Here is an 18,226-nt window from a genome sequence, read left to right as displayed (position 1 = left end):
CCTTGAAACCGAAGCTTCGGGTTTCTAGGGTTTCGGCGCATGCACACAAGGAATCTTGAATGCCCCGTTCTGTGATCGACGTGATCGGCAACACGCCTCTGATCCGCCTTAACAAAGCGTCCGAAGAAACCGGCTGCGAGATCCTGGGCAAGGCCGAATTCATGAATCCGGGGCAATCGGTCAAGGATCGCGCCGGCCTTTTCATCATCCGCGACGCCGAACGGCGCGGCCTGTTGAAGCCGGGCGGCGTCATCGTCGAGGGAACGGCAGGCAATACGGGCATCGGGCTGACGCTGGTCGCCAAGGCGCTGGGTTATCGCACGGTCATCGTCATTCCCGATACGCAGAGCCAGGAGAAGAAGGACACGATCCGGTTGCTCGGCGCCGAGCTGATCGAGGTGCCGGCCGTGCCCTACAAGAACCCCAACAATTACGTGAAACTGTCGGGACGGCTGGCCGAGCAGATGGCGAGGACCGAGCCCAACGGCGCCATCTGGGCCAACCAGTTCGACAACGTCGCCAACCGCGATGGGCATATCCGCACCACTGCGGAAGAAATCTGGGCCCAGACCGGCGGCAAGGTTGACGGTTTCGTCTCGGCGGTGGGTTCCGGCGGCACGCTGGCCGGCGTCGCTTTCGGGCTGAAGGCCAAGAACAAGGATGTGAAAATCGCGCTTGCCGACCCGCTTGGCGCCGCGCTCTACAGTTTCTACACCAGCGGCGAATTGAAGTCCGAAGGCAGTTCGATCACCGAAGGCATCGGGCAAGGGCGTATTACCGCCAATCTCGAAGGGTTCACGCCGGATTTCTCGTTCCAGATCAAGGACGAGGACGCGCTGCCGATCGTCTTCGACCTGATCCAGGAAGAAGGCCTGTGCGTCGGCGGCTCGACCGGCATCAACATTGCCGGCGCCATCCGGCTTGCCAGGGAATTGGGCCCCGGCCACACCATCGTGACCATTCTTTGCGACTACGGCACGCGCTACCAGTCGAAGCTGTTCAATCCGGAATTCCTGCGCGAGAAGAATCTCCCGGTGCCGGGCTGGATGGAACTGCAGAGCAAGATTTCGGTGCCTTTCGAAAAGGTCGCATGATGGCGCACAAGACGGAAGCGCTGTTTCGCGACGATGCCTATCTCGCCATGGCGGATGCGGCGGTTGCTGCCGTCAATGATCGTGGCGGCATCATTTTCGATCGGACGATCTTCTACGCCACCTCGGGTGGCCAGCCGGGCGATACCGGCTATCTCGAACGTGCCGACGGCAGCCGCATCGTCATTGCCGCCACCATCACAGGTGAGGCCAAGGACGAGATCATCCACGTGCCGGCGCCGGAGCAGGCGGCCCTGGCGGTTGGCGAGAAGGTCAAACTCGCGATAGACTGGGAACGTCGGCACCTGTTGATGCGCATGCACGCGGCTTGCCATCTGCTTACGGTCGTTTGCCCGTTTCCGATCACCGGTGCGGCGGTTTCCGAGGACGATAGCCGGGTCGATTTCGACATTCCGGACGCCAGCTTCTCGAAGGAAGAGGTCACCGCGAGCCTGATGGATCTGGTGCGCGCCGATCATCCGATTTTCACCAGGCTGATCAGCGACGAGGAACTCGCCGCGAACCCAGGCCTGGTCAAGTCGAAGAACGTCCGGCCGCCGGTCGGCAGCGGCAAGATCCGCCTGGTCTGCATTGGTGAGAATGGCGCGGTCGATAGCCAGCCCTGTGGTGGCACGCACGTGAAAAGCACCGGCGAAATCGGTGAAATCCACATCGGCAAGATCGAAAAGAAGGGCCGTGAGAACAGGCGCTTCCGCATCCGTTTCGGCCCGATGCCGGCCGCCTGACACGCAACCTTGCCTTACCCGGAACAGAGAGAACCAGAATGGCCGAAGACAGTCCTTTCACCGTCGATGCGGACTGGCTGCAGGCGCGCCTGGGCGAGCCCGGCCTGACCATCGTGGACGCGTCCTGGTACCTGCCGGCGCAGAAGCGCGGCGCGCGCGCCGAATATAATGCCGCCCACATTCCAGGCGCCCGCTTCCTGGATCAGGACGCGGTGTCGGATCCCGACGCTGCCTTGCCGCACACGCTGCCTTCGCCTCAGCATTTCGCGCAATATGTCGGTGCGATGGGCGTGTCCGCCGATGACACCATTGTCGTCTATGATGGTCCGGGTTTCTTCTCGGCACCCCGGGCATGGTGGATGTTCCGCATCATGGGTGTTTTCCAGACCTATATTCTGGATGGCGGTTTCGACGCTTGGAAGGCGGCCGGCCGCCCGGTAACGTCCGAGCCGACGAAGATCGCGCCAAGCGTGTTCCATGCCGACTTCGACGCCGGCCGCGTCGCCAGCCTCGCCGACATGCGCCGGATCGTCGAGACCGGCGCCAGCCAGATTGCCGATGCCCGTGGATCCGGCCGCTTCACCGGCGTCGAGCCCGAGCCGCGCGCGGGGATCCGCTCCGGCCATATGCCGGGCGCACGCAACGTGCCGTACTCCGCACTGTCGGAAAACGGCATGCTGTTGTCGAAGGACCGTTTGCGCAAGGTGATCGAGGACGCCGGCATCGACCTGTCGAAGCCCGTCATCACATCTTGCGGCTCCGGTGTCACCGCCGCGGTGGTTACGCTCGCGCTGGAGACGCTTGGCCACACCGACAACAGGCTTTATGACGGCTCATGGACGGAATGGGGCGGGCTCTCCGACACGCCTGTCGTGACCGGCCCCGCGACGGCCGGCCCCGCTAAGGCCGGCCCCGCCAAGGCCAGCAAGGAATGAACGCGATGGAAAACGGTGTGCTGCAGGACATTGAAGTCACGGTGACTTTTCTCGAAATGCATGCCCCTCCTGCGGTCTCCCCGCCAGTGCCCTACAACCGCCAGGTCGCGCTGTTGAAGACCAAGGACATCCCCTTGCATTTCTATCGCTATTTGATGGACCGGGTCGGGCGCAAATGGCATTGGGTGAATGTTCTCAGGCTGGACGATGAGGAGCTTTCGGCCGGCATCCACCGCGAGGACCGTGACATCAGGGTGCTCTACCTCGACGGCGCGCCAGCCGGCTTCTTTGACCTCAAGCCGCATCTGCCTGATGAAGTCGAACTCGCCTATTTCGGCATGATGGAACATGCCACCGGGCAAGGCATTGGCCGCTGGTTCCTGGGTTCGGCGATTTCAGCCGCCTGGTCGTATGGGCCAAAACGGGTGACGGTGCAGACCTGCACGCTGGACCATCCGGCAGCTCTGCCGCTCTACCAGAAGCTCGGCTTCAAGCCGGTCGCGCAGAAGAAGGAGGTCGTGCATCCGCTGCCTTTCGCCGAGCGCTCGGCCAGCGTCATGCGGCCCTGATTTCAGCTGGAATCCGACATCGGCCGGAACCTGAACCGGCCGTTCATCGGCGCTTCAGCCTGCCTTTGGCATCTTGCCCGCATCATCAATGCGGCTGAGGCCGAAGGAGGATAGACATGCTGACACGCCGTACACTTGTCGTCGCGCTGATCGCAGCGATCGCCATGCCGAGCGTTGCCGCCGCCCAGGCGACGACGCCTTCGGCCGCGACGATCGAGCGCAAGCTCGAGGCGACGCCCCGGGTGAAGTTGCGGCCGAACGAGCGTGTCACCATCCGCGAATTCAAGCGCCGGCCGGATTTGCGCCGCATGGCGCGCTCGATCGACATCCAGTCGATCAATTTCGCTTTTGGCTCGGCCGCTATTTCCAGTTCGCAATACGACAAGATCGAGAATATCGCCGACGCGCTGCAGCGCATCCTGCGCCGCGATCCCGGCGCCCGCGTGCTGATCGAAGGGCATACCGATGCCGTCGGTTCCTTCCAGTCGAACCAGATCCTGTCCGAACAACGGGCCGCTTCGTTGAAACGCACGCTGGTGCGCGAATTCGGCGTGCCCGGCTATGCCCTGGAAACCGTTGGCTACGGCGAGGAGTTCCTGCTCGTGCCGACGCAGAACGAAAACTGGCGGAATCGCAGGGTGACATTGCGACGCTTCGACGATTTCATTCGGTGAACCAGGGTTCGGTCAACTTTAATGAGCTGGCGTATTTTAATTGGCTGGCGCTATCGATGATGCTTTTGATCTATGGGAGGGACCGACATCGGATCGGTCCCTCTATGCCTTGGCAAGAATCGGGTGGGAAGCATTGGCCCGACCACATATTTTTCCGGTCAGCAAACCGGAGGTTTTCACCATGGCCATTCAGTTCAAAGCGCTACCCAGCGAACAAGTCAGGACGCTGCAACGCGGCGGTCCCGATGCTTACGGCCAGACGCCAGAGCTGAGGATTTCCGACGGCGACGGCATGCCTTGCCGCCATTGCCTGAAGAACATCGCCGCCGGCGATGCCTATCTCATTCTTGCCTACCGCCCCTTTCCGGAGCTTCAGCCCTATGCCGAAACCGGGCCGATCTTTCTGCATGCGGTAGAGTGCGAGCGTGCGGCCGAGACCGAATTGCTTCCCGAGGTCCTCGAAAGCCCGGACTACATCGTGCGCGGCTATGGCAGGGATGATCGAATCGTCTACGGCAGTGGCGGGGTCATTCCTACCGACGCAATTGCGGCACGGGCCGAGACCTTGTTCGAGCGCGATGACATCGCCTACGTGCATGTCCGTTCGGCGCGTAACAACTGCTACCAGTGCCGGATTGAGCGAGCCTGAAACGCAAAGGATTGCGCCCAGGAAGCCTGTCGTACTCCCGTCGCATAGGTCGGATAGAACGCGAGTGTCGATAGATTGGCCGACCGCGGATGAACCGGCGGCGATCTCGATATCGAGGAAGCGGGGCTTTGGCTCCGCTTTTTTGTTGCCTTGGGTTCTGCGCAAAAGCCTTCGACGCAAAAAAGAGCCCGCCGGCTAGGCCGGCGGGCCGCAACTTTAGCCTGGAGGGCTTTTAGTTGAACTTGTACTTCGCGCCGATGCGCACGGTCTGGAACGAAGCTTTGTCGGTGAGTGTACCATCCGGTGCGCCAAATTCCGACGAGAAGTCCTTCTCGGCGAATTGCGAATAGCGATATTCGAGGCCGACCGTCACATTGTTGGAGACAGCTGTTTCGAGGCCGCCACCCACCGTGAAGCCGCTCTTGCTCCAATCGATGATATCGCCGACCGGGTCCGAAGCGTGCAGATCGAAATGCTGGTAGCTGTAGCCGCCGATGACATAGGCAAGGGTCGATTCGTTGACCTTGGCGCCAACGCGGGCCAAAGCATCGAAGCCATAATCGTTGTCGAGCTTGATCGAGCCGCCAGGGATGTCGAGTTTGGAGCGAATTCCAGAATAGCTGCCATCGAGCTGTACACCGGCAACCCAGCTGCCGAAATCGTAGTCATAACCAATGCTGGCTTCGCCGAGCACGCCTTCGCTGCCAATGCCATTGAGATCAAGAGCGCCGCCGCCGCCAAGGTCGACGCCAAGGTCGTGAACCGCCGTGCCGGCGCCAAGCGCACCACCAACATAGAAGCCGGTCCAGTTGTAGGTCGGGGCCGCAAATGAGGCGCCGCCACCGCTCTGAGCGCCGAAGCGATAGTTGGCGGCGATATGGAAGGTGTGGGTGGACGGCTCGACGTTCAGAGCACCTCCGCCAAAATCAATAACCGACTTGTCACCATAGTTCGCGTAGCGATACTCGGTCTTCAACGTCCAGTTACCGCGCAGCGCGGTTTCCATGCCCACGCCTAGAACATAGCCACCACGATTCTCGGTGAATTCGAGCCCATCGGCATCTCCAGACCCGTCCAGCTTGAAATGCTGCCAGCTATAGCCGCCTAGCACATAGCCGAGCGTGCTTGGATTGAGGACGTAGCCAGCGCGAAGGCCAACGTCGAAGCCGTAGGCATTGGTCAGGTCGATATCGGCGTCCGGAATGCTGATCGACGGGCCGATATTGCCGATATTGGCATCGATAAAGCCGCCGAGCAGGAAACGTTCATTGACCATATAGTCGTAGCCAGCGGTCAGTTCGCCGAAGACGCCATTGCCGCCGATTCCGTTGAAGTCGACAATCGGCGCCACGCTGAACTTGTGCACACTGGCGCCAAATCCGCCACCGATGCCGACATAAGCACCGCTCCAGTTGAAACCGGACGCCTCGACCGGCTGCACCACATCAGCCGCATGCGCGACCGACATCAAAGCCACTGCAGAAACGGCACCCAAAAGGACAGATTTCGCAGAAACGCGAAGAAACATAGCCCAACCCCTAATCAATAAACCCACCGCGTCTCTAGCAGGGAGTCGGTCAGACCAGGAATGACAAATATGCAACAGTTTTAGGCAAACCAAAACCTGCCGTTGGTACTGTTCTGCCCAGTAACCAGGCCGCTGCCCTGGATCGGCCAATATAAAGCCCGCCGGCGTGGACCGGCGGGCAACAATAGCAAGTTGACTTTTTCTGGGTGTATCAGGCGGCCAGAACAGCCTTCGGCTCGACCAACTCGTAGCCGAGCGCTTCGGCGACCGCCCGGTTGGTGATCTTGCCCTTGTGGACATTGAGGCCGTTGCGCAGGTGATGGTCGTCGACCAGCGCCTTCAGGCCCTTGTCGGCGAGCTGCAGGCCGTAGTGCAGCGTCGCATTGTTGAGGGCGTGGGCCGAGGTCACCGGCACCGCACCTGGCATGTTGGCGACGCAATAGTGGATGACGCCATCGACCTCGTAGGTCGGCTCGGCGTGGGTCGTCGCATGCGAGGTCTCGAAGCAGCCGCCCTGGTCGATGGCGACGTCGACCAGCACCGAGCCCTTCTTCATGCCCGATAGCATTTCGCGGGTGACGAGCTTCGGCGCCGCGGCACCGGGAATCAGCACGGCACCGACGACGATGTCGGCCGAGAAGCATTCTTCCTCAAGCGCCTCGACGGTGGAGTAGCGGGTGTGCACACGGCCGGCGAAGAGGTCGTCGAGCTGGCGCAGGCGCGGGATCGAGCGGTCGATGATAGTGACATCGGCGCCAAGGCCGGCGGCCATGCGGGCCGCGTGCAGACCGACGACGCCGCCGCCGAGCACGGTGACCTTGCCGGGCAGCACGCCGGGCACGCCGCCGAGCAGCACGCCGCGGCCGCCATTGGCCTTCTGCAGCGCCGTGGCGCCGGCCTGGATCGACAGGCGGCCCGCGACTTCCGACATCGGCGCGAGCAGCGGCAGGCCGCCACGATCGTCGGTCACGGTTTCGTAGGCGATCGCCGTGACGCCCGAAGCGAGCAGGCCCTTGGTCTGCTCCGGATCCGGAGCCAGATGCAGGTAGGTGTAGAGGATCTGGCCTTCGCGCAGCTGAACCCACTCATTGGGCTGCGGCTCCTTGACCTTGACGATCATGTCCGACTTGGCGAATACGTCGGCGGCGGTCTTGGCGATGGTGGCGCCGGCGGCGCGATAGGCGTTGTCATCGGCACCGATGCCGGCGCCGGCGCCGGCCTCGACCAGCACTTCGTGGCCGTGCGCCACATATTCGCGGACCGAGCCTGGCGTGAGGCCGACACGATATTCGTGGTTCTTGATTTCCTTGGGGCAGCCGACGCGCATTTTCTTCTCCTGATCCGGGCCCTTTTGGGCTCACTCCCTGTATTGTTGGAGTGAACCATGAATCGGCTCGCAAGTGTTTGCGAATGCGCTTGCGCGGGCAGGTCGGTTTCGATAATCCTTGCGTGAATTAGCAGGATATTCGCAGGATTCACGAAAAATGCCGCTCGACAGGATCGATATCGCCATTCTTGAGACTTTGCAGAAGGACGGCAGGATACCCAATGCGGCGCTCGCCGAGAAGGTTGGCCTGTCGCAGTCGGCCTGTTCGCGCCGGCTCGATAATTTGGAAAAATCCGGAACCATTCGCGGCTACCACGCCCGGCTGTCCAATGCCGCGCTCGGTCATCAGATGACGGCGATCGTGCATATATCGCTGTCGGGCCAGTTCGAGAAGACGCTGTCGGATTTCGAAGCAGCCATCAAGCGCTGCCCCAATGTCTTGTCCTGCCACCTGATGTCGGGCGAGTACGACTACATCCTGCGCATCGCGGCGAAAGATCTGGTCGACTATGAGCGCATCCACAAGGAATGGCTGTCGGCCATGCCGCACGTGACCAAGATCAACTCGTCCTTCGCCTTGCGCGAAATCGTCGACCGCACCGCCATGGGCATGAAGCCTGAGATGGCTTGAGCTTGCCGGCCTGACCTTGCTCTAGACGGGCTTCAGGCTTCAGTGACGATCCGATCCATCGGAATGTCATGCGGCTGCGGATAGATGGTGGCGATGCGCTGCAGTTCGTAGCCGACGCCGATGACCAGCGGCTTGACGGGCATGGCGGCCAGTGTGCGGTCGAAGAAGCCGCCGCCATAACCCAGGCGATAATTTGCCGGATCAATGCCGACGATCGGCGCGATGACGATGTCCGGCAGCACCGGATCGCCCTCGGCCGGGATCGGAATGTTCCAGACGCCCTTTTCCAATCGGTCGCCCGGTTTGTAGGCACGGAAGATCAGGGGGTGTCCTTTCTCGACGACGATGGGCAACGCTGTGCGGCCGCCGCGCTCGTTGACGGACGCCATCCATGATCGCAGATCCGGTTCGCCGCGAAACGGCCAGTAAAGGCTGACCATGCGGCCGCGGATCTCGCCGATGATCGTGTCGAGCCCTTTGGCGATGCGCCGAGACATTGCTGCTCGCGCGTCGGCCGAAACAGCAAGGCGGGCCGCGATCAGTCGCTCGCGTTCGGCCTTGCGCCAGCGCCGCACATCGGTCCAGTCGGACAGCGGCGCCCGGAATTCCGGATCGAACTCGTGCATGAAGCAGGGAGGCGAGGCATACTGTCCCGGACCTTGGTCGTCATGATCGTTGGCCATGCGTCACCTCATAGCGTGTTCGGTGACGCTATACCTCGCGACACGATACAACTTGTGCATTCACGACATGGGACGGCGAGTCCTGGGCACTATCCTTCTGTTGTTGCATTGCACAAAAATACCTACATCCGGGACAGGTATCTTGCCATCAGGGTGAATGAGATGAACCAGGCCAGCCACCATGTTGTCGTCGTCGGCGCCGGGTTCGGCGGCCTCGAACTCACCCACGCGCTGGCTGGCCAGCCCGTGCGCATCACCATGATCGACAAGCGCAACCACCATCTTTTCCAGCCGCTGCTTTATCAGGTGGCGACGACCGCGCTGGCGACCTCCGAGGTTGCCTGGCCGATTCGCCATCTTCTGCGCAAACGCAAGGACGTGACGACGCTTCTGGCCAACGTCGCCGGCGTCGACCGTACCGGCAAACGCGTGTTGCTCGATGACGGCAGCGCCGTCGCCTATGACACGCTGGTGCTCGCCACCGGCGCCCGTCACGCCTATTTTGGCCACGACGAATGGGAGCCTTTCGCGCCTGGCCTGAAGACACTGGAGGACGCCACCACCATTCGGCGGCGCATTCTCCTGGCCTTCGAGCAGGCCGAGCGGGAAACCGATCCCGCCAGACGCCAGGCGCTGCTGACCATTGCGATCGTCGGCGGCGGGCCCACTGGCGTCGAACTGGCCGGCACCATCGTCGAGCTGGCGCACGACACGCTGCGCGGCGAGTTCCGCAACATCGACACGCGGCAAACGCGCGTGGTGCTGATCGAGGCCGGTGACCGCATCCTGGCCAATTTTGCGCCAAAACTCTCCGAATACGCCAGCAAGGCGCTCGAGCGGCTCGGCGTGACGGTCGAGCTCGGCCGGGCCGTCACGCGCTGCGACGCCGAAGGTGTCGTGTTTGGCGACAAGCAGCTGGCAGCCCGAACGATCCTGTGGGCAGCTGGCGTTGCCGCCTCGCCCGCCGCCGAATGGCTGGGAGCGAAGGCGGACCGCGCGGGCAGGGTGCTCGTCGAGCCTGACCTCAGCGTGCCCGGCAGCCGGGAGATTTTCGTCATCGGCGACGCCGCCCTTGTGCTGCGGCCCGATGGACGGCCGGTACCTGGCGTGGCGCCTTCCGCCAAGCAGGAGGGTCGCCACGTCGCCGCGACGATCAAGGCCAGGCTCGGCGGTGACAACACCGTGCGGCCATTCCACTACAAACATGCCGGCGATCTGGCGACGATCGGCAAACGCGCAGCCGCGATCGATTTCGGCTGGATCAAGCTCACGGGCTGGCTCGCCTGGTGGCTGTGGGGCATCGCGCACATCTATTTCCTGATCGGTTTCCGCAACCGGCTTGCGGTTTCCCTGAGCTGGCTATGGATCTATGTCACGGGCCAGCGCAGCGCCCGGCTGATCACCCAGGGCGATGACGACAAGGCCTGACTTTTCTCCACTGTCCCATTCATCCGCCCGTCATCTCTCGCTGATGGATTGATGTGCGGATGCGCGTGACTTGTTGAGTGGACTTGAGCCGAATTCGGCGCGAAGTTCGCTGCGGGGCAGGGCGTGTCACGTTGTCAATGAGGAGAGAACATGTCGCAACTGCTCCATCCCGTCTCCCGCCGCGGTTTCCTCGCCGGCGCCGCAGCCACAGGGGCGCTGATCGTGCTTCATCCCTTCTCCGCCCGGGCGCAGGCCAACCAGGCGCATCTTCGGATCATGGAAACCACTGACATCCATGTGAACGTGCTGCCTTATGATTACTACGCCGACAAAGCCAACGACACGATGGGCCTGTCGCGCACGGCGTCGCTGATCGACGCGGTGCGCAAGGAAGCCGTCAATTCGATGCTGATCGACAATGGCGACCTGCTGCAGGGCAATCCGATGGGCGACTACATCGCCTACGAAAAAGGCCTGAAGGACGGCGATCTGCATCCGATCATGAAAGGCATGAACCTGCTGGGCTACGAGTGCTCGACACTCGGCAACCACGAATTCAACTATGGCTTGTCTTTCCTGGACAAGGTGCTGGCCGGCGCCAATTTCCCCTTCGTCTGCGCCAATCTGGTCCGCGGCACGGAGCTTGCCGCCAACCCGCGTGACGACAAGCTCTATCTCAAGCCCTATGTGATCCTCGACAAGAAGATCAAGGACGGCTCGGGCGCCGAGCAGCCAATCCGGATCGGCATTATCGGCTTCGTGCCGCCGCAGATCATGGTCTGGGACCTCAAGAATCTCGAAGGCAACGTCAAGACGCGAGACATCGTCGAGGCGGCCAAGGCCTGGGTGCCGCAGATGAAGGAGGAGGGTGCCGACATCGTCATCGCGCTCTCGCATTCCGGCATCGACGTGAAGAAGGGCGACATGATGGAGAACGCCTCGTTCTTCGTTGCCGGTGTCGATGGCATCGATGCCGTCTTCACCGGCCACCAGCATCTGGTGTTCCCCGGCAAGAAGGACTTCCAGTCGCTCGAAGGCGTCGACACGCACAGAGGCACGCTGCAGGGCAAGCCCGCCGTTATGGGCGGTTTCTGGGGCTCGCATATGGGGCTGATCGACCTGATGCTGGAGCGTGACGGATCGAAATGGAAGGTCGTCTCCGCGACCTCCGAGGCGCGGCCGATCTTCGAGCGCGTCGACAACAAGAACAAGCCGACTGTTCCTGACGACAAGCGCATCATCGCCGCCCTCGAACAGGACCATCAGGCGACCCTGGCCTATGTGCGCCGTCCGGTCGGCAAGACCTCCGCGCCGCTCTATTCCTATTTCGCGCTGGTCGCCGACGATCCGTCGGTGCAGGTCGTCAGCCAGGCGCAGACCTGGTACTTGAAGGATATTCTCAAAAACACGCAGTGGAAGGACGTGCCGCTGCTGTCGGCCGCTGCTCCCTTCAAGGCCGGTGGGCGCAACGGCGCCGACTACTACACCGACGTGCCGGCCGGCGACATCGCCATCAAGAACGTCGCCGACCTCTATCTCTATCCGAACACCGTGCGGGCCGTTGAGATCACGGGGGCGCAGGTGAAGGAATGGCTGGAGATGTCGGCCGGCATCTTCAACAAGATCGAGGTGGGGAAGGCCGACCAGGCGCTCATAAACACCGATTTCCCGTCCTACAATTTCGACGTCATCGATGGCGTCTCCTACAAGATCGATCTGTCGCAGCCGCCGAAATATGATGCCAAAGGCGGAGTGGCGAACGCCGGCGCCAACCGCATCGTCGACTTGATGTTCGACGGAAAACCAATTGATCCCAATCAGAAATTCGTCGTCGCGACCAACAACTACCGAGCCGGCGGCGGCGGCAATTTCCCCGATATCAATGCCTCGAAGATCATCTATGAGGCGCCGGACACCAACCGCGACGTCATCGTTCGCTACATTGTGAGCCAGGGCACGATCAACCCGTCGGCCGACGGCAACTGGTCGTTCGCACCGCTGCCGGGAACCAGCGTCGTGTTCGAGACAGGCGTCCGGGCAAAGGATTTCATTGCCGATATGAAGTCGCTGAAGATTGAACCGGCGGGCGAGGGCGAAGCGGGGTTCGCTAGATATCGCATCCTTCTCTGATCCGCATCGCACGGCGTCAGTTTGCAGGCGCCGGCGCCAGCGGCAAGGCCGTCGCGGGGGCTTGCGGGCTGATTGGCTGCGTTGGCTCGAGGGACGTGCCAGTCGGGTCGCTGGGCACGGTCAGGGGCGACATACCGGCCGGAGTGTGCACCTCGCGGATGGTCGAGGTTGGCGTGTTGTCGATGAGATCGCTCGCACCAGGCGTCAAGGCTGGGCTGAGGCTGCGGCCCAGCGGATCATTCATGACTGTTGGTGGAACTACGCGCCGTGCTTCGGCAGCGGACAGGGCGGCAAGCAGGATGGCAATGGCGGTGACAGTTCGCTTCAAGGAAGCCTCCTATAATCAGAGGCGCTCGGCGTTGGGTTGGGCGCGGGCGTCGGATGCGTCGAAACGATAGCCGCGTGATCCCGGTTTCATCACGTTCGCATCAAGAGGTTGCGATCGAAGGGGGTGAAGGGGCACAACAGCGGGCCGGCTGGCCTAGGATGCAAAACGCTGCTTGATCACAGGCATGACGCGATCCAGCGCATCCGTGGAAATGCCGCCGGAATAGCCATCCGGCAATTGGTTGATGAGTTGGGGATCGTCCAGCCCTTGCGAAAAACCGCCGCCCGAATAGGGGCCGAGTAGGTAGACGCGCGTGTCGACGTCCTGCATGCGGTCGAGAAAACGGTCGGGCCAACCCCACATCCATTTGGCGACGTTGATGGGGATCAGCAATATGCCCTGGCGGCAGGCATCCGGAACATATCCGCTCCACCCCAGCGCGGCGTATCGTGCGATGCATTGCGTGAGCGACGCCCGGCTCAGCGTATGCATGTCCGGCAGCGCCGCCTTGACCGCGGCAATCGGCTTGTCGCCGCCATAGACCGAAAGGTAGCCGCGCTCCGCGGGCGTCAGCTTGGCGAGCCAGTCAGCCAGCGCCTCGCCTTCATGGGGATCGTTGCTCTTGACGTTGATGTTGAAGCGGCGAGCCGGGAAGTGCGACAGGACCTCGTCTAGCGACGGCATCATACCGATCCCCTTGCCGCGAAACGGGTAGGTCTTGCCGCCATCGGCCGTGTAGCCGTAGCCGATGTCGAGCGTCTTCAACTCGGTCATGGAATGGCCGCGGGTCTCGCCCTTGCCTTCGGTCCGGCAATCCAGCGTCCAGTCGTGGAAGACAGCGAACTTGCCGTCCGTCGTCGGGTGGACATCGAGTTCGAGCGCGTCCGCGCCAAGCGCGAAGGCAGCTTCCATCGAGGCGATCGTGTTCTCGAGGTGGGCATGGCGCGGCGGCAGCATGCGACTGGCCGTGCATGTGTCGGACCCAAGATCCGTGCGGTCGAAATCCTGGGCAAGACCGCGATGGGCAAGTACTGCCGGAAAGCCGGCAGGACGGCTCGACAGCAATGAGCTGTTGTTGAGCCAGATACCTCCCAAGGCGACGGTGACGCACGTGAAGAAGATTGTCCGTTTGCGCATGATTTTTCGATTCGCCTGTCCCGGGCGACATCCTGCTTGAGGATCGGACTTTTTGACGGCGATCACAGGGCGATGTCGAGATCAGGCCCGACATCGGCAGTTCGTGGCGACCTAGGCCTTGTAGACCACTTGCCGCACATCGATGTAGCTGGCGCGGAAACCGGCTTCGCAATAGTGCAGGTAGAACTCCCAGAGCTTCTTGAAGCGATCGTCGAAGCCGAGCGGCACGATCTTCTCCCAGGATCCCCAGAAACGGTTGCGCCATTCGGCGAGCGTGCGCGCATAGTCATCGGGAAACACGCGCTCACGCAGATGCGCAAGGCCATGATCCTTGCCGAGCGACTTCAGGATCGACGGTGTCGGCAGCATGCCGCCCGGGAACACATACCGCTGGATGAAATCCGGCCTGGCGCGATAGGTGTCGTAGGCGGCCTCGTTGATGGTGATGATCTGCAGGCCCGCAGTGCCGCCGGGCCTCAGGCAGGACTTCATCTTCGAGAAGAACACAGGCCAGTATTTCTCGCCGACCGCTTCGAACATCTCGATCGAGGCGATGCGGTCGTAAGTTCCCGTTTCGTCGCGGTAATCCTGCAGCTTGATGTCGACCTTGTCGGCAAGTCCCGCCTTGGCGATGCGTGCCTTGGCGAAATCGTGCTGTTCGCGGCTGATCGTCAGCCCGGTCACGTGGCAGCCGATTTCGCGCGCCGCGAATTCGGCAAAACCGCCCCAGCCGCAGCCGATCTCCAGCACATGATCCTTTCGGCCGATACCCGTGTCCCTGGCCAGCGCCCGATATTTGGCGGCCTGCGCGCTCTCCAGGTCGTTGGCGCCATGCGTGTAGAGCGCCGAGGAATAGGTCATGCTCGGGTCGAGCCATTCCTTGTAGAAGGCGTTACCGAGATCGTAATGCGCGGAGATGTTGCGCTTCGAACCGGTGCGTGTGTTCTCGTTGAACCAGTGGCGGATGCGCTGGACGGTGTTGATGAGCCAGCTGGCGCCGCCGGCGACGCGTTCGCCGATCGCCGAATTGACCACGAACAATTCCAGGAAACTGGTGACGTCAGGGCTTTCCCAATCGCCGTCCATGTAGGATTCGGCAACGCCGATCGTGCCGCCGGAAAAGGCGCGGCCTGGCAGGCGCCAGTTCTTGAGCACCAGCTCGGCGTCCGGGCCGGGTCCCTTGCCGCCAACCAGAACGGCTCGGCCATCTGGCATCCTGACCTTGAGCGAACCGCGCGGCAGGTTCATCGCCGCCGACAGCACCATGCGCGCCTTGGCCGGCAGGCCCTTGACGATCTCGGCGAAATTGAACTCGTCGAGCCTGACCGCTTCGCCCGGCGCTACGCTATGATGGTCCCCGTCTGCCATTTCATGCCCCTGGATTTCCGTGGTGCCGGCGCAAATTGCCGGGTCACGGTTCTCTTGGATCATTCGCCAGGTTCGAACGTCTTGCCTGGTCCCGGGAGCTCCCAGTGCTTCCCAGTGAATGCCTGCCACAATCTTCCACGTGATGAGGGGGAACTTCAAGAGGCAGGCCACTGGCTGGGCTGTGCCACGTGGCATCTGGGCCTTGCGTAATGCTGCTGTCCACAATCAAAAACGTCTATGGCCGCCGCAGCGCATGTGCGATAGCTTTAGCCATGCGTTATGTAATCGTCATTGCGGCAATCGCGTTCTTCCTGATCTGGGACGGTCTCTACAATCAAGGCCGGTATCTCGACATTTCGGTCAGGGAGCTCAACCACGTCGTGCGTTACGTCACCGGCAAGGCCTGAATATCCCGCCCGAAGAGAGCAGCCTGGCGCGTCGTGCGACGTGCCCGTTGCTGCTTGATCAGGTCCCGCACCGTTGAGGCGCGTCGCAAAGACGCGTGGCGCCATGAACGGTTGACGCGAGGAAACCGCCGTCACAAAAGACCCCGGCATTCAGATCGAGGAGGCGGGATTGATCCGGCATATCGTTTTCTTCAGCGCACGGCGCAAGGAGGATGTGGAGGCAGTGCGCAGCGGGCTGCTGGAACTCGGCAACATTCCTCATTCCAGTCTCTTCGAGGTCACTTTGAACACCAAGGTCGACCCGCTGTCGGACGAAGTTGATGTCGTCGTCTACGCCGAATTTCCCGATGACGCGGCGCTGGCCGCCTACAAGGCGCATCCGCTCTATGCGCAGACCACAGCCAAGGTCAAACCTTTGCGCGAACTGCGCTATTCCGCCGATGTCGTGGCCGGCAGCTGATCCCGGGCGCGGTTCTGGATATCGACAAGTCCCGGCGGCCGCCGAGGGGAAATGGCCTTACCGCTCTTTGGAATGATGCACACCGCGCCTGATGACCGACAGACCAACCACCGGCACGCATCCGCTTGACCATCTCGTTCTGCCGACCGGGAGCCTCGAGGTGGCGCGAGCCCGGCTCGCTGCGCTGGGCTTCGTCGTCGCGCCGACCGGTATCCATCCCTTTGGAACGGAAAACTGCTGCGTTTTCCTCGCTGACGGCACCTATCTGGAGCCGCTCGCGATCGGCAATGAACAGGCAGCGATCGACGCAACGGCCGCCGGCAACGTCTTCGTCGCGCGCGACCGCCTCTATCGCGACAGCCGCGGCGATGAGGGGTTTTCGGCTGTGGTCCTGGGGACCGACAATGCCGATACCGACCATGCACGCTTTGTCGACGCCGGTCTGTCGGCGGGAGACACACTGAGCTTTTCGCGCGCTTTCACTGATACGTCGGGCAAGAGCGATACCGCATCGTTCAAGCTCGCCTTTGCCGCGACCCGTGGAGCACCCGACGCGTTCCTGTTCGCCTGCCAGCGGATCAATGCGCCAAAGGTGGACCGTGCGGCCTTGCAGGCTCATGCCAACAGAGCCAGCGGAATCCTCGAGGTGGTGGCGGTCAGTGACCAGCCTACCGAACAGAGCAGGCTGGTTTCCGTGGCGGTGAACGATCCTGCCGACGCTAAGGACGGCGCGTTTCTCCTGCCGAATGCAACCTTGAGCGTGCTTGACCCCAAATCTTTCACCGCTCGCTTTGGCATCCCGGCGGGTTCATCCACAAAGCTCCGCTTCGCCGCGATCGTCTTTGCGGTCCGCAGCATCGATGCCGCGTCGAGCCTGCTTGCAGCCAATGCTATACAGCACGATATAGCAGGCGCTGATATTGTCGTGCGGCCGGCATCCGGACAGGGCGCGGCTTTCATCTTCCGGGAGATACAATGAACAAGCCCCAAGTGCCCAATTCGATGGCGCCCAATTCGTCGGTAACGGTCGGTAATGTCGTCTTCGACAACAAGGCGGCCTTGGCGCTGATCGCCGGCCCGTGCCAGTTCGAATCGCGCCAGCATGCCTTCGACATGGCCGGTGCGCTGAAGGAGCTGACGGCCAAGCTCGGCATCGGCCTCGTCTACAAGACCAGCTACGACAAGGCCAACCGCACCTCGCTGTCGGCAACGCGCGGCGCTGGCATGGATGCCGCACTTCCGGTCTTCGACGAATTGCGCAAGGAATTTTCGCTTCCCGTGCTGACCGATGTCCACACCGAGGAACAGTGCGCGATCGTCGCGCCGCATGTCGATGTGCTGCAGATCCCGGCCTTCCTGTCGCGCCAGACCGACATGCTGGTCGCCGCCGCGAAAACCGGCAAGGTCATCAACGTGAAGAAGGGGCAGTTCCTCGCGCCCTGGGACATGAAGAACGTGGTCGCGAAGATCACCGGTTCGGGCAACGCCAACGTTCTGACCACCGAGCGCGGCGCGTCCTTCGGCTACAACACGCTGGTGTCTGATATGCGCGCTCTGCCTGTCATGGCCGAGATCGGCGCGCCGGTGATCTTCGACGCCACGCATTCGGTCCAGCAGCCGGGCGGGCAGGGCGGCTCGTCTGGTGGCGAGCGCCGCTTTGTCGAGACGCTGGCTCGTGCGGCCGTCGCCGTTGGCGTCGCCGGTGTCTTCATCGAGACCCACCAGGATCCCGACAATTCGACGTCTTCCGATGGGCCCAACATGCTGCCGCTGAAGGATATGCCGGCGCTCCTGGAAAGGCTGATGGCTTTCGACCGGATCGCGAAGGGCCGCTGAGCCGGCGCTTCCTGCCTGTGCTTGTGGTTGCGAGGGACCGGTTGTACGCTTGGCCGGCAAATGAGCGTTTTGGCAGGAGGAAGCCAATGTCCGTCGCCCGCGTCACCGAAATCACCTCGTCGTCGAAGAAGAGCTTTCAGGACGCCATCGAGAAGGGAATCGCCCGCGCGGCGAAAACCCTCAAGAACGTGGAAGGCGCCTGGATCCAGGATCAGAAGATCGTCGTCGAGGACGGCAAGATCGCTGCCTATCGCGTCAACATGAAGGTGACTTTCATCCTCGCGGAGTGATTGGTCGCC

At 62.2% G+C, this 18,226-nt stretch carries 20 protein-coding genes; 14 read left to right on the top strand and 6 right to left on the bottom strand.

Annotation, left to right across the window (positions count from 1 at the left end; genetic code table 11):
• Nucleotides 1-59: 59 nt before the first annotated feature.
• From JG747_RS21975 to JG747_RS21950, 6 genes are all read left to right on the top strand, one after another.
• Nucleotides 60-1,094 (top strand): cysteine synthase A, encoded by a 1,035-nt coding sequence (locus JG747_RS21975; protein ID WP_019857998.1) that lies wholly within the window; start codon nt 60-62, stop codon nt 1,092-1,094.
• Entirely contained in the window at nt 1,094-1,837 is a 744-nt protein-coding gene (locus JG747_RS21970; protein ID WP_202362339.1) for an alanyl-tRNA editing protein, read from the top strand. The genes JG747_RS21975 and JG747_RS21970 overlap by 1 nt, the downstream gene beginning before the upstream one ends.
• A gap of 38 nt (nt 1,838-1,875) precedes the next feature.
• The gene (gene sseA / locus JG747_RS21965; RefSeq protein WP_069092120.1) at nt 1,876-2,772 is read left to right on the top strand and encodes a 3-mercaptopyruvate sulfurtransferase; all 897 of its coding nucleotides are present in this window, start codon (nt 1,876-1,878) and stop codon (nt 2,770-2,772) included.
• A gap of 5 nt (nt 2,773-2,777) precedes the next feature.
• Nucleotides 2,778-3,341, top strand: coding sequence for a GNAT family N-acetyltransferase (locus JG747_RS21960; protein ID WP_027046818.1), 564 nt, complete (start codon nt 2,778-2,780; stop codon nt 3,339-3,341).
• A 116-nt stretch (nt 3,342-3,457) separates the two neighbouring features.
• Nucleotides 3,458-4,015, top strand: coding sequence for an OmpA family protein (locus JG747_RS21955; protein WP_202360032.1), 558 nt, complete (start codon nt 3,458-3,460; stop codon nt 4,013-4,015).
• A gap of 181 nt (nt 4,016-4,196) precedes the next feature.
• Entirely contained in the window at nt 4,197-4,664 is a 468-nt protein-coding gene (locus JG747_RS21950; protein ID WP_202362338.1) for a DUF1203 domain-containing protein, read from the top strand.
• Between the two features lie 232 nt (nt 4,665-4,896).
• Here JG747_RS21950 and JG747_RS21945 read toward each other — a convergent pair whose 3' ends face one another.
• Nucleotides 4,897-6,192, bottom strand: coding sequence for an outer membrane protein (locus JG747_RS21945; protein WP_202362337.1), 1,296 nt, complete (start codon nt 6,190-6,192; stop codon nt 4,897-4,899).
• Between the two features lie 211 nt (nt 6,193-6,403).
• Nucleotides 6,404-7,519: an alanine dehydrogenase gene (gene ald, locus JG747_RS21940; RefSeq protein WP_019858003.1), complete on the bottom strand. Its 1,116-nt coding sequence runs from the start codon at nt 7,517-7,519 to the stop codon at nt 6,404-6,406.
• Between the two features lie 157 nt (nt 7,520-7,676).
• On the opposite strand from ald, the gene JG747_RS21935 reads away from it, so the two are divergent.
• Nucleotides 7,677-8,150, top strand: coding sequence for an Lrp/AsnC family transcriptional regulator (locus JG747_RS21935; RefSeq protein WP_010909317.1), 474 nt, complete (start codon nt 7,677-7,679; stop codon nt 8,148-8,150).
• Between the two features lie 32 nt (nt 8,151-8,182).
• Here JG747_RS21935 and JG747_RS21930 read toward each other — a convergent pair whose 3' ends face one another.
• Entirely contained in the window at nt 8,183-8,833 is a 651-nt protein-coding gene (locus JG747_RS21930) for a 5-formyltetrahydrofolate cyclo-ligase (protein WP_027046820.1), read from the bottom strand.
• A gap of 162 nt (nt 8,834-8,995) precedes the next feature.
• Between JG747_RS21930 and JG747_RS21925 the strand changes: the two genes are divergently transcribed.
• Together JG747_RS21925 and JG747_RS21920 are read left to right on the top strand one after the other, a co-directional pair.
• A complete protein-coding gene (locus tag JG747_RS21925) occupies nt 8,996-10,261 on the top strand; it encodes an NAD(P)/FAD-dependent oxidoreductase (RefSeq protein WP_027046821.1) in 1,266 nt (421 codons plus the stop codon).
• 150 nt (nt 10,262-10,411) lie between these two features.
• The gene (locus tag JG747_RS21920) at nt 10,412-12,391 is read left to right on the top strand and encodes a bifunctional 2',3'-cyclic-nucleotide 2'-phosphodiesterase/3'-nucleotidase (protein WP_202360031.1); all 1,980 of its coding nucleotides are present in this window, start codon (nt 10,412-10,414) and stop codon (nt 12,389-12,391) included.
• 16 nt (nt 12,392-12,407) lie between these two features.
• Here JG747_RS21920 and JG747_RS21915 read toward each other — a convergent pair whose 3' ends face one another.
• The 3 genes from JG747_RS21915 to JG747_RS21905 all read right to left on the bottom strand — a co-directional run bounded on the left by JG747_RS21915 (nt 12,408) and on the right by JG747_RS21905 (nt 15,224).
• Complete coding sequence (locus JG747_RS21915; protein WP_155249093.1) at nt 12,408-12,719, bottom strand: hypothetical protein; 312 nt, start codon at nt 12,717-12,719, stop codon at nt 12,408-12,410.
• Between the two features lie 153 nt (nt 12,720-12,872).
• Entirely contained in the window at nt 12,873-13,856 is a 984-nt protein-coding gene (locus tag JG747_RS21910; RefSeq protein WP_069092122.1) for a glycerophosphodiester phosphodiesterase family protein, read from the bottom strand.
• A gap of 111 nt (nt 13,857-13,967) precedes the next feature.
• A complete protein-coding gene (locus JG747_RS21905) occupies nt 13,968-15,224 on the bottom strand; it encodes an SAM-dependent methyltransferase (protein WP_202360030.1) in 1,257 nt (418 codons plus the stop codon).
• Nucleotides 15,225-15,496: 272 nt separating this feature from the next.
• Here JG747_RS21905 and JG747_RS37575 point away from each other — a divergent pair, with 272 nt between their 5' ends.
• From JG747_RS37575 to JG747_RS21885, 5 genes are all read left to right on the top strand, one after another.
• Nucleotides 15,497-15,631 (top strand): hypothetical protein, encoded by a 135-nt coding sequence (locus JG747_RS37575; RefSeq protein ID WP_257784390.1) that lies wholly within the window; start codon nt 15,497-15,499, stop codon nt 15,629-15,631.
• Nucleotides 15,632-15,800: 169 nt separating this feature from the next.
• Nucleotides 15,801-16,091, top strand: coding sequence for a Dabb family protein (locus JG747_RS21900; RefSeq protein ID WP_019858013.1), 291 nt, complete (start codon nt 15,801-15,803; stop codon nt 16,089-16,091).
• A 91-nt stretch (nt 16,092-16,182) separates the two neighbouring features.
• Nucleotides 16,183-17,070 (top strand): VOC family protein, encoded by an 888-nt coding sequence (locus JG747_RS21895; protein WP_019858014.1) that lies wholly within the window; start codon nt 16,183-16,185, stop codon nt 17,068-17,070.
• The gene (kdsA, locus tag JG747_RS21890) at nt 17,067-17,927 is read left to right on the top strand and encodes a 3-deoxy-8-phosphooctulonate synthase (protein WP_019858015.1); all 861 of its coding nucleotides are present in this window, start codon (nt 17,067-17,069) and stop codon (nt 17,925-17,927) included. Before JG747_RS21895 ends, kdsA begins: the two co-directional genes overlap by 4 nt.
• 86 nt (nt 17,928-18,013) lie before the next feature.
• Complete coding sequence (locus tag JG747_RS21885; RefSeq protein ID WP_019858016.1) at nt 18,014-18,217, top strand: dodecin family protein; 204 nt, start codon at nt 18,014-18,016, stop codon at nt 18,215-18,217.
• Nucleotides 18,218-18,226: the final 9 nt, after the last annotated feature.

The organism is Mesorhizobium sp. 131-3-5 (assembly GCF_016756575.1).
Classification (GTDB): Bacteria; Pseudomonadota; Alphaproteobacteria; order Rhizobiales; family Rhizobiaceae; genus Mesorhizobium; species Mesorhizobium jarvisii.
The sequence above is the reverse complement of the archived record's forward strand: the minus strand, read 5'-3'. Positions and strand labels throughout refer to the sequence as shown.